The following is an 11,510-nucleotide window of genomic DNA, read 5'->3' on the forward strand; positions in this document are numbered from 1 at the left end:
GAACAGGAAAAACACCCAGATAAAAAAAGTAGGGGGACACCCAAAGGGGGGGGCCCCCCCTCGGCGTTGTCTCAGCCCTGCTGTTGCGACGGCCGGCGCAGGCCGGGCCTGGCCGCCGCCGCCCGCGCCCGGAGCGCCGACCAGCGGGCCGCCGCCGCCCACAGCACCCGCACCGACGACCGGGGCAGGAACAGGGCCCGTAGCCGGGTGCCGGTGCCCACCGTGCCGCGCAGCCCCTCGATCACCCGGCGCACGTCCTCGACCGCGCCGGCCGCGGGGCGCGGCCGAGGCGCGTACAGCACCTGCTCCACCGCGTCCGCGACCCGGTGCACCGCGGCACCGGCCGCCGGGTCCAGCTGCCCGAGCCCGACGATCCGGGCGGCCGCCCTGCGCGGGGTCAGCGACTCGTCCGGCGGGATGCCGTGATCCCAGGCGCTGTCCGTCAGCTCCTGCCAGGCGGCCAGGGTGTGCGCCGCCGCGCCCTGCTCGGTCCGGGCGTGCCCGCCCAGCCGCACCGACCGCACCCGCAGCCGCCACAGCAGCGGCGACAGCGGCACCGCCAGCACCAGCAGCGCGGCCAGGCCGATCAGCAGATACCACCCCGGGCCCGGGCCCCCGCCGCTGCTGCTGGGGGCCGCCGCGGCGGACGCCGTGTCGCAGCCCTGCACCTTGACCAGCTGGGGCGTGCAGCTCTCGCCCGCCGAGGGCGCCGCCGAGGGCGCCGTGGACGAGTGGTGCGAGGGCAGGTCCTGGTCCGGCAGCGACGTGCCGGGCGTGTCCGACTGGGTGTACGACGGCGTCGTACCGCGGGTCGGGGTCGGCTCGAAGCGGGTCCAGCCGACGCCCTCGAAGTACAGCTCGGGCCAGGCGTGCGCGTCCTTCTGGCTCACCGCGACCGTGCCGTCCGCCTGCGGGGTGCCCGGCGCGAAGCCCACCGCGACCCGGGCCGGGATGCCGAGGGTGCGGGCCATCGCCGCCATGGCGAAGGAGAAGTGGACGCAGAAGCCCTCCTTCTTCTTCAGGAAGTTCGCGATGGCGCCCGGGCCGCGGCCGACCTCCACCTGCGTGTCGTACTGGAAGCCGCCGTTGACGGAGAAGTAGTCCTGGAGCTTGACCGCTTCCTCGTAGTGGCTCCTCGCGCCCTCCGTGACGTCCTTGGCGGTCTTGGCGACCACCTTCGGCAGCGCGGACGGCACCTGGGTGTACTCGCGCTTGAGGGCCGCGGGCGGCTCCGGCGCTGAGGACAGCTGCTCCGCGGTCGGCCGCACGTCCAGGCTGGTCACCTGGTAGGCCGCCCCGCGCGTGGTCTGGCCGTGGTCGCCGACGACGGTCATGCCGACCGGCTCGTAGCGCCAGCGTCCATCGATCTTCACCCCGCTCGGCGGGTACGGCATCGGCAGCCAGTCCTGGGCGTACCAGTCCGCCGCCGTGACCGTGGTCGTCACCGTGCTGCGCTTGACGTCCGGGCCGAGGCCGATGGGGGTGGGGAACCGGTCCGGTACCCCGACGATGCGCCGCTGGGCCGGCTTCCAGGTGGTGCCGTCGAAGTCGTCCAGGGACGCGATCCGCAGATACAGGTCCGAGGTGTCGTTGCTGCTGGTCTTCAGGGACAGCACCTGGCGGTCGTTGTCCGTGTTCAGGTTGTCGCGCAGCGCCACCAGCAGGTTGACCGAGCCGACCCCGCTTCCCCGGCCGCTGCCCACACCCACGCCCGTGCCGGCGGCGTCCAGCAGGCCACCCTGCATCGCGGGCAGGGCCAGCGGGACCATCAGGGACACACCCAGCGCGACCGCGCCGATCCGGCGTCCGGTGCGCACCGGGGCCACCGCGCCGCCCTCGGGGGAGCCGGTCGGACGGGCAGCGCCGCCGAAGACCCGGCCCCACTGGGCCAGCCGGTCCCGGCCCTCGGCGAGCAGCAGCATCAGATAGCCGGCCGCCGCCACCAGGAACCACAGCCAGTCGGCCCCGCCGTTGGACAGCCCGGCGGCCACCGAGTACAGCGCGAGCAGCGGCAGCCCGGCCGGGGCCGCGCTGCGGAAGGTGACCGCGAGCGTGTCCACCAGCAGACCGATCAGCAGGGCACCGCCGATCAGCATCAGCTTGATGCCGTCGGTGAGGGGCGCCGGTATCGCGTACTCGCTGACGTCGTTGGAACCCTGCTGGAGCAGGTCGGCGAAGTGCCGGAACGCTTCCGGGCCGGGGATCAGTCCAATGACCGCGTGCTGCCGTGCGAAGACCAGGGTCAGCAGCACCAGCGTGGCCAGCGCCTGCGCCGCCACGGTCAGCAGCCGGCCCAGCGGCACCCGGCGGGCCGCCGCACCCACCCCGGTCTGCACGGCCACGAGCGGCACCAGCTGCAGCAGCCAGGTCGGCTCGGCCACCAGGGGCAGCAGCGCGCAGGAGGCCATCAGCGTGGCCGCTGCCGCGCACAGTGCCAGCCGTGCCCGCCCGCTCATGCCCTCGCCTCCCCGCTCACGGCGGCCAGACCGGAACGCTCCCGGTCCGCCTGCTGCCACAGTGCGTTCAGGGCGGCGCCACGCGGCACGCCCAGGGCCGTCCAGCCCGCCTCGCGCAGCATGCGCAGCCGCTCGGCGTGCCGGTCGTCCGGCCGCGGCACCTCGGTCGCCTCCCGCACCCAGGTGTCCGGGTCCAGGACGAAGGCGACGGCACCGCCGCTGCGCCGGCTCATCTTGGCGACCGTCGCGGCCTGCTCCTCGTCCAGATCGCCGAGGAAGGCGACCAGCAGCCCCTCGTTGCCGCCGCGCAGCACGTCGTAGGCCCGGGACAGGCCCGTGCCGTCGGAGTGGTCGATCACCGCGAGGGTGTCCATCATCAGCCCGGCCGCCTCCGCGGTCTCCTGACCGGTGCCCGCGAACCCGTCGGCCCCCTCGCCGGGCACCACGCTGCCGCTGTCGGTCAGCATCCGTACGGAGAAGCCGCGTTCGAGCATGTGCACCAGCACCGAGGCGGCAGCGGAGACGGCCCACTCGAAGGCCGAGTCGGGGCCCGCACCCTCGTAGGCACCGCCACGGGTGTCCAGCAGCACGGTGCAGCGGGAACGCCGGGGCTGCTCCTCGCGGCGCACCATCAGCTCGCCGTAGCGCGCGGTGGACCGCCAGTGCACCCGGCGCAGATCGTCGCCGTAGCGGTAACCGCGCGGGATCACGTCGTCCTCGCCGGCCAGGGCCAGCGAGCGCTGGCGCCCGTCGCCGTACCCCTGGGCCTCGCCGCTGAAGCGGACCGGGGCGAGCGGTTCCACGCGCGGTATGACCGTGAGGGTGTCGAACGTCGAGAAGGAGCGGGTCAGTTCGCACATCCCGAAGGGGTCCGTCAGCCGCAGCTGGAGAGGGCCCAGCGGGTAGCGGCCGCGCAGGTCGGAGCGGACCCGGTAGGACACCTCGCGGCGGCCGCCCGGCTCCACCCGGTCCAGCACGAACCGGGGACGCGGCCCCAGGACGTACGGCACCCGGTCCTGAAGCATCAGCAGTCCGGTGGGCAGCCGGGAGACGTTGTCCATGCGCAGATGCACCCGTGCCTCGCTGCCGGCCGGTACCCGCGCGGGGGCGAGGCGGCGGGTGCCGGCCACCCGGTAGCGCGTGCGGTACACCACCGTCGCGCAGATCAGCGGCAGCGCGGCCAGCAGCAGGCCGACCCGCAGCAGGTCGCTCTGGCCCAGGACGTACGCGCAGACGGCGGCCGCGATCCCGGCCGCCAGGAAGGAACGGCCACGGGTCGTCAGACCCGCCAGGGCCGTACGGACGCCGCCCGTCTCCCCGCGGTCGGCCTCCGCCTGCCCGGTCCCCCCGGCACTCATCACAGACTCCGCGGGGGCTGCCGGGGATACGCCGGGACGGCCCGCCCGAGGCCGCCGAAGCCCGGTGCCTGCTGTCCCGGTGCCGCGGGCACCGCGGTGCGCTGGAGGATCTCCTGCACGACCTGCTCGGCCGTACGGCGGTTCAGCTGGGCCTGCGCGGTGGGCAGCAGGCGGTGCGCGAGGACGGCGACGGCGAGCGCCTGGACGTCGTCCGGCAGCGCGTACTCCCGGCCGGCGAGAGCCGCGGACGCCTTCGCCGCGCGCAGCAGATGCAGCGTCGCGCGCGGGGAGGCGCCGAGTCTGAGGTCGGGGTGGCTGCGGGTGGCGGCGACCAGCTCCACCGCGTACCGCCGGACCGGCTCGGAGACGTGCACGGTGCGCACCGCCTCGATCAGCTTCACGATCTCGTGGGCGTGCGCCACCGGCTGCAGGTCCTCCAGCGGGCTCACCCCGCCGTGGATGTCGAGCATCTGCAACTCGGCCTCCACGCTGGGATAACCGACGGAGACGCGGGCCATGAAGCGGTCGCGCTGGGCCTCGGGCAGCGGGTAGGTGCCCTCCATCTCGACCGGGTTCTGCGTGGCCACCACCATGAACGGGCTGGGCAGTTCGTACGTCTGCCCGTCGATGGTGACCTGCCGCTCCTCCATGGACTCCAGCAGCGCCGACTGGGTCTTGGGCGAGGCGCGGTTGATCTCGTCGCCGATCACGATCTGCGCGAAGATGGCGCCCGGCTTGAACTCGAAGTCCCGGCGCTGCTGGTCCCAGATGGACACACCGGTGATGTCCGAGGGCAGCAGGTCCGGTGTGAACTGGATGCGCCGCACCGAGCAGTCGATGGACCGCGCCAGCGTCTTGGCAAGCATCGTCTTGCCGACCCCGGGAACGTCCTCGATCAGCAGGTGGCCCTCGGCGAGCAGCACGGTCAGCGCGAGCCGTACGACCTCGGGCTTGCCCTCGATCACGCCCTCCACCGAACCGCGTACCCGCTCCACCGTGGCGGTCAGATCAGTGAGGCTCGCTCGATCGTCATAGGTCGTCACCCGGCCCTCCTCGGCCCGTACTTTCCGGGCCGACGCTGCTTGCGAAACCGGCCCACCCCGAAACACGGACACCACGCGGGAAAAGTTCCGCGTGATGCCACACCCCGCATTCTTGCCGCCGTTACCGATTCGTGTCACTCGCCTGTGGACAACTGCCCGCACGATGTCGGCCTTACGTCTTTTTCGACCGCATTTTCGATACGAGGGCGGCGGGATGTCTTCGGGGCGGCCGGCCGGTGTGCCCGGTCAGGCCCGGTCGACCTCGCGCAGCGCGCCGGTGCGCACGTCGAACACGAAACCGCGCACGTCGTCGGTGTGCAGCAGGAACGGCGAGGTGCGCACGCGCTGCATGGACTGGCGCACGTCCTGGTCGACGTCCCGGAACGCCTCCACCGCCCAGGCCGGGCGCTGGCCGACCTCCATCTCGAGGTCGTGCCGGAAGTCCTCGGTGATGGACTCCATGCCGCAGCCGGTGTGGTGGATGAGTACGACGCTGCGGGTGCCGAGCGCGCGCTGGCTGATGGTCAGGGAGCGGATCACGTCGTCGGTGACGACACCGCCCGCGTTGCGGATGGTGTGACAGTCGCCGAGTTGCAGGCCGAGTGCCTTGTGGAGGTCGAGCCGGGCGTCCATGCAGGCCACCACGGCGACCTGGAGAACGGGACGGGCGTCCATGCCGGGGTCGGCGAACTCGGCGGCGTACCGCTGGTTGGCCTCCACCAGGCGATCCGTCACGGTGCCGCCGTTCGTTATGGCGCCTTCGGATCCAGTGGGAACTGCTGCGGAAGTCGTCATACTCATGACGTTACTGGTCACGCCCGGTCCCGGCCCGCTGTGAGTCGGGACAAAGAACGTCATCGCGGCTTGTTGTGAGCCAACCCACAGGTGGGGTAAACCTGGTCCGGACGGGTGAACCCCGCCGAATTGCGGCTCCCGCCGCGATGCGGTAGGCGACGCGCAGGCCGGTTGATTGACCGCGAGACACGGTGGACTAAAGTGGCGCGAAGCGGGAGACGCGGCTCTCCCTGCTGGTGAAACCCCCGGAGACGCCGGCTCACACCGGGCCGTCTCCCCACGTGCGCGGCGCGTACGTACGGCTCGGCCTCCTCCCGCTCCCGGTCCGGCTGACGCTTCCGGCGCCGGCAGGCCTCCCCTTCACGAGCTGGCGGGGACCCGGCGGTGCGTGCGGCCCGCGCCGGAAGATGAGAGGCCCCCTTGAGCCAGAGTCGACACGTCCCGGTGATGCTCCAGCGGTGCCTGGACCTGCTGGCGCCCGCCCTGGAGCGCCCGGGAGCGGTGGTCGTCGACTGCACACTCGGCCTCGGCGGACACAGCGAGGCGCTGCTGACCCGGTTCCCCGAGGCGCGGCTGGTCGGCCTCGACCGGGACAAGGAGGCGCTGCGGCTGTCCGGCGAGCGGCTGGCGCCCTTCGGTGAGCGCGCCAGCCTGGTGCACGCCGTCTACGACGAGCTGCCCGACGTCCTGCACCGGCTTCGCATCGCACGCGTGCAGGGTGTCCTGTTCGATCTCGGGGTCTCGTCCATGCAGCTGGACGAGGCCGGCCGCGGCTTCGCCTACGCCCAGGACGCGCCGCTGGACATGCGGATGGACCAGACGAGCGGCATCAGCGCCGCCGAGGTCCTCAACACCTATCCGGCAGGCGAACTCGTGCGCATCCTGCGCGCGTACGGCGAGGAGAAGCAGGCCAAACGGATCGTGGCCGCGATCGTGCGCGAGCGCGAGAAGGAGCCGTTCAGCAACAGCGCCCGGCTGGTCGAGCTGATCCGCGACGCGCTCCCGCAGGCCGCCAAGCGCACCGGCGGCAACCCCGCCAAGCGCACCTTCCAGGCGCTGCGCATCGAGGTCAACGGGGAACTGTCCGTCCTGGAGCGGGCGATCCCGGCGGCGGTGAAGGCCCTCGACGTCGGCGGGCGCATCGCCGTCCTGTCGTATCACTCGCTCGAGGACCGCCTGGTCAAGCAGGTGTTCGCGGCCGGCGCCGCGTCGACCGCGCCGCCCGGGCTGCCGGTCGTGCCCGAGCGCTACCAGCCGCGGCTCAAGCTGCTCACCCGGGGTGCCGAACTTCCCACCGAGGAAGAGGTCGCCGAGAACCGCCGGGCCGCACCGGCCAGGCTGCGCGGCGCCGAGCGCATCAGGGAGGACGCCGAGTGAGCGAGACGGGTCGGTTGGATTCCCGAACTGACCGGGGGAGCCGTGAGTAGGAAACCCGCGCTGAGGGGGCGGGCCGCGCGGCTCGCCCGGCTCTTCCCGGCCGGCCGCGCCCGGGCCGCCCGCACCCCGTTCGTCCTTCTCGTCGTCCTGCTGCTCGGCGGCGGCCTCATCGGGCTGCTGGTGCTGAACTCCGCACTCAGCGAAGGCTCGTTCAAGCTCGACGCCCTGCAGAAGGAGACGAGGAGCCTCACCGACCAGGAACAGGCCCTCCAGCGGGACATCGACGCCTACTCGGACCCCGCCGCCCTCCAGCGCCGGGCCCGCGAACTCGGCATGGTCCCCGGCGGAGACCCGGCCTTCCTCAATCCCGACGGCACCGTCAAGGGTGTACCGGGCGTCGCGAGCCCCGGGCCCGCCGCCCTCACCGCCCCGGTCGCCCCCGAGGCCCTGACCCCGGCCGCCGCCTTTTCCGCGCCCCCGTCCGCACCCGTCTCCGCCCCACCGGCGCAGGGACAGCCCCAGCCCGTCCCCGCACTCTCCGCCCCGGCAGCGGTCGCACCCCCGCCGCCCGCCATCCCCCAGCCCCTCCCGACCCCGACCCCCGGCAGGTGACGGAAGTGTCCGACAGGGAAGCGCCGCGCCGTCGTGTGCCCGGGTTTGCGTATGCGCTCGGCTCGGGTGCCGGCGGGGGTGGATGCCGGTTCCGGTACGGCGCCGGTGCGGTCCCGCGCGCGTGGCGGCGTCGTCCGGTCCGGGCCCAGGTGTCCGCCGCCCTCCAGTCCATCCCGACCCCGACCCCCGGCAGGTGACGGAAGTGTCCGACAGGGAAGCGCCGCGCCGTCGTGTGCCCGGGCCTGCCAAGCCGCCGCGGCCGAGGAGTGCCGTGCGGCGGCAGCCCGGGCCCGGGGCGCGTCCGGCCCGGCGGCCGGGCGGCGCACGGCCGCCGGCCCAGCGCCCCCTCCGGCTCGGCAGCGCGCGGCCCCGGCTGCGCATGGTCAGCCTCGCCCTGACCCTGGTCCTGCTCGCCTTCGTCGTACGGCTGCTCCAGGTGCAGGCCGTCGACGCCAGCGCGTACGCCGCGCGGGCCGAGCAGAACCGGTATGTCGTGCACACGCTGGCCGCCGACCGCGGCGGGATCACCGACCGCAACGGCGTGGCCCTCGCCATCAGCGAGGACGCGTACGACATCACGGCCGACCCCACGATGTTCAGCAGGAAGCAGCTGAAGATCGACGACGGTCCGGAGCAGGCCGCCGCGCTGCTCTCGCCGATCCTCGGGCGGAGCCAGGCCGAGATCGTGCACAAGCTGCGGCCCGAGAACAGCACCTCCCGGTACGCCCGGCTCGCCACCCGGCAGACCCCGCAGGTCTGGAAGCAGATCAAGGATCTGAAGGCCGCGCTCGCCAAGAAGGCGGAGACGGACAACAACACCGCCAACGTGCTGGCCGGCGTCTTCGCCGACCCCAGCAGCCAGCGCGTGTACCCCAACGGCGACCTCGCCGCCGGCATACTGGGCTGGGTCAACTCCGACGGCCAGGGCGGTGGCGGCGTCGAGCAGGAGATGAACAAGCAGCTGGCGGGCAAGGACGGCAAGATCCGCTATGCCCAGTCCGGCGGGCGCGAGGTGCCCACGGCCGGGTCCAACGAGACCCCCGCCGTGCCCGGCTCCGCCGTCGAGCTGACCATCGACCGCGACATCCAGTGGGCCGCGCAGAACGCCATCACCGAGCAGGTGAGGAAGTCCAGCGCGGACCGCGGGTACGTCGTCGTCCAGGACACCCGCACCGGCCAGATCCTGGCCATGGCCAACGCGCCCGGCTTCGACCCGAACAACCTGTCGAAGGCGGACGCGGAGGCCATGGGCAACGCGGCCCTCCAGGACGCCTACGAGCCCGGCTCCACCGCCAAGGTGATGTCCATGGCGGCCGTGCTGCAGGAGAACGCCGCGACCCCGCTCACCCACGTCGTCGTACCCAACCGGCTGCACCGCGGCGACCGGCTCTTCTCGGACGACGTCGACCACGACACCTGGTACCTCACCCTCAACGGCGTCCTCGCCAAGTCCAGCAACATCGGCACCATCCTGGCCACCGGCCAGCTCGGCAGAACGCAGGCCGAGGCGAACAAGGTCCTCTACTCCTACCTGCGCAAGTTCGGCATCGGCAGCTACACCGGGCTCGGCTTCCCCGGCGAGACCCCCGGCATCCTCTCGCCGTACCGGAAGTGGTCCACTTCGCAGCAGTACACGATTCCTTTCGGCCAGGGCTTCTCCCTCAACGCCCTGCAGGCCGCCTCCGTGTACTCGACCATCGCCAACGGCGGGGTCCGGATCCAGCCGACCCTGGTGCGCGGCACCAAGGGCCCCGACGGCCGCTTCACCCCGGCGCCCAAGCCCAGGCAGACCAGGGTCGTCAGCCAGAAGACCGCCACCTCCCTCGCCCAGATGCTGGAGTCCGTCGTGGACGACGAGCAGGGCACCGGCATCAAGGCACGCATCCCCGGCTACCGGGTCGCGGGCAAGACCGGCACGGCCAACCGTGTGGATCCGGCCACCGGCAGGTACCACGGTTACACCTCGTCGTTCGCCGGCTTCGCGCCCGCGGACAACCCCCGCATCACCGTGTACTGCGCCATCCAGAACGCCACCTCCGGCAGCTACTACGGCGGCCAGATCTGCGGTCCCATCTACAAGCAGGTGATGGAGTTCGCGCTGAAGACCCTGCAGGTGCCGCCGACCGGGGCGCAGCCCGCCAACCTGCCCGTCGACTACAAGCCCTGATCAGCACCGGAAACACCAGGAACCAGCCCGTGACAACGATCACCCCGGAACCCGGGAACCAAGGCGCCCCGCGCCCCTCACTTCGCTCCGGAGCGGGTGTGCCGGGTACGCTCACCGCCGTGCCACACGCTGATCAGTCCCAAACCACCCAGAAGGGCGCTTCCGTGACATATCCGGGACCGCCGCGACCGGTCGAGGTCTCCGCCACACCCCTCGCGGAACTGGCCGATCAGCTGGGTGCCGCCGTCCCGGACGCCGCCGCCGAGATCACGGGGATCACCCACGACTCGCGCGCCGTCCGCCCCGGCGACCTGTACGCCGCCCTGCCGGGCGCCCGACTGCACGGTGCCGACTTCGTCACCCAGGCCGCCGGACTCGGCGCGGTCGCCGTGCTCACCGACCCGACGGGCGCCGAGCGCGCCGCCGCGACCGGACTGCCGGTCCTCGTCGTGGACGGCCCACGCGCGCGGATGGGTGAACTCGCGGCCACCATCTACGGCCACCCCGGGCACGACCTGCTCCAGATCGGCATCACCGGCACCTCCGGCAAGACCACCACGGCCTACCTGGTCGAGGGCGGTCTGCGGACCGCGAAGTCCACCGGTCTCGTCGGCACGGTCGAGATGCGCATCGGCGACGAACGCATCAAGTCCGAGCGCACCACCCCCGAAGCCACCGACCTGCAGGCGCTCTTCGCCGTCATGCGCGAACGCGGCGTCGACGCGGTCGCCATGGAGGTCTCCAGCCACGCCCTGGTCCTCGGCCGGGTCGACGGCTGCGTCTTCGACATCGCCGTGTTCACCAACCTCAGCCCGGAACACATGGAGTTCCACTCCGGCATGGAGGACTACTTCCGGGCCAAGGCGCAGCTGTTCACGCCGGAACGCAGCAGACTCGGCGTGGTCAACGCCGACGACGAGTACGGCCGCCGGCTCGCCGAGGAGGCGAGCGTCCCGGTCGTCACCTTCTCGGCCGAGGGCCACCCCGACGCCGACTGGCGCGCCGAGCACGTCCAGGTCGGCCCCATGGACTCGACGTTCACCGTCGTCGGCCCGAACGGCGAGCGCGTACACGCCAAGTCGCCACTGCCGGGCCCCTTCAACGTGGCGAACACCCTCGCCGCCATCGTCGCCCTCGCCGCCGCCGGCCTCGACCCGCAGACCGCCGCCGACGGCATCGCCGCCGTACCCGGGGTCCCCGGCCGCCTGGAGCGCGTGGACGCCGGGCAGCCCTACCTCGCGGTCGTGGACTACGCCCACAAGACCGACGCGGTCGAGTCGGTGCTCAAGGCCCTGCGCAAGGTCACCAAGGGCCGGCTGCACGTCGTCCTCGGCTGCGGCGGCGACCGTGACCAGACCAAGCGCGCCCCGATGGGTGCCGCGGCGGCCCGGCTCGCCGACACGGCCGTACTGACCTCCGACAACCCCCGCTCCGAGGACCCCCTGGCGATCCTCGCGACCATGCTCCAGGGCGCGGCCTCCGTGCCCGCGCACGAGCGCGGCGAGGTGGTCCTCTTCGAGGACCGGGCCGCCGCGATCGCCGCCGCCGTGGGCCGCGCCCAGGCCGGTGACACCGTGCTGGTCGCGGGCAAGGGCCACGAGCAGGGCCAGGACATCGCCGGCGTGGTCCGTCCCTTCGACGACCGCCAGGTGCTCCGCGAAGCCATCCAGAAAACCCAGGGATGAAAATCCAGAAGACCCAG

8 protein-coding genes are annotated in these 11,510 nt (G+C 72.8%); 4 read left to right on the forward strand and 4 right to left on the reverse strand.

Annotated elements, in window-relative coordinates; translation table 11 throughout:
• Positions 1-71: 71 nt before the first annotated feature.
• From ACZ7GZ_RS10685 to ACZ7GZ_RS10700, 4 genes are all read right to left on the reverse strand, one after another.
• Positions 72-2,456, reverse strand: coding sequence for a transglutaminase TgpA family protein (locus tag ACZ7GZ_RS10685; RefSeq protein WP_471022747.1), 2,385 nt, complete (start codon positions 2,454-2,456; stop codon positions 72-74).
• Positions 2,453-3,814, reverse strand: a complete 1,362-nt coding sequence (locus ACZ7GZ_RS10690; RefSeq protein ID WP_471022748.1) for a DUF58 domain-containing protein — start codon at positions 3,812-3,814, stop codon at positions 2,453-2,455. The genes ACZ7GZ_RS10685 and ACZ7GZ_RS10690 overlap by 4 nt, the downstream gene beginning before the upstream one ends.
• A complete protein-coding gene (locus ACZ7GZ_RS10695) occupies positions 3,814-4,857 on the reverse strand; it encodes an AAA family ATPase (protein ID WP_471022749.1) in 1,044 nt (347 codons plus the stop codon). Before ACZ7GZ_RS10695 ends, ACZ7GZ_RS10690 begins: the two co-directional genes overlap by 1 nt.
• Positions 4,858-5,103: 246 nt before the next feature.
• A complete protein-coding gene (locus ACZ7GZ_RS10700) occupies positions 5,104-5,652 on the reverse strand; it encodes a beta-class carbonic anhydrase (RefSeq protein ID WP_471022752.1) in 549 nt (182 codons plus the stop codon).
• Between the two features lie 420 nt (positions 5,653-6,072).
• On the opposite strand from ACZ7GZ_RS10700, the gene rsmH reads away from it, so the two are divergent.
• The 4 genes from rsmH (at position 6,073) to ACZ7GZ_RS10720 (ending at position 11,493) form a co-directional block, all read left to right on the forward strand.
• Positions 6,073-7,029 carry a 16S rRNA (cytosine(1402)-N(4))-methyltransferase RsmH gene (gene rsmH / locus ACZ7GZ_RS10705; protein WP_471022753.1) on the forward strand — a complete coding sequence of 319 codons (957 nt, stop codon included), beginning with the start codon at positions 6,073-6,075 and terminating at the stop codon, positions 7,027-7,029.
• Positions 7,030-7,071: 42 nt separating this feature from the next.
• Positions 7,072-7,641 carry a cell division protein FtsL gene (ftsL, locus tag ACZ7GZ_RS10710; protein WP_471022755.1) on the forward strand — a complete coding sequence of 190 codons (570 nt, stop codon included), beginning with the start codon at positions 7,072-7,074 and terminating at the stop codon, positions 7,639-7,641.
• 202 nt (positions 7,642-7,843) lie between these two features.
• A complete protein-coding gene (locus ACZ7GZ_RS10715; protein ID WP_471022757.1) occupies positions 7,844-9,808 on the forward strand; it encodes a peptidoglycan D,D-transpeptidase FtsI family protein in 1,965 nt (654 codons plus the stop codon).
• Positions 9,809-9,972: 164 nt separating this feature from the next.
• The gene (locus tag ACZ7GZ_RS10720; RefSeq protein WP_471022759.1) at positions 9,973-11,493 is read left to right on the forward strand and encodes a UDP-N-acetylmuramoyl-L-alanyl-D-glutamate--2,6-diaminopimelate ligase; all 1,521 of its coding nucleotides are present in this window, start codon (positions 9,973-9,975) and stop codon (positions 11,491-11,493) included.
• Positions 11,494-11,510: the final 17 nt, after the last annotated feature.

It is taken from the genome of Streptomyces sp. NPDC037288, from assembly GCF_055603265.1.

Excerpts from the sequence above, each read along its gene's own strand:
- ACZ7GZ_RS10685 (WP_471022747.1), bottom strand. The coding sequence starts at position 2,456 with ATGAGCGGGCGGGCACGGCTGGCACTGTGCGCGGCAGCGGCCACGCTG.
- ACZ7GZ_RS10690 (WP_471022748.1), bottom strand. The coding sequence starts at position 3,814 with ATGAGTGCCGGGGGGACCGGGCAGGCGGAGGCCGACCGCGGGGAGACG.
- ACZ7GZ_RS10700 (WP_471022752.1), bottom strand. The coding sequence starts at position 5,652 with ATGACGACTTCCGCAGCAGTTCCCACTGGATCCGAAGGCGCCATAACG.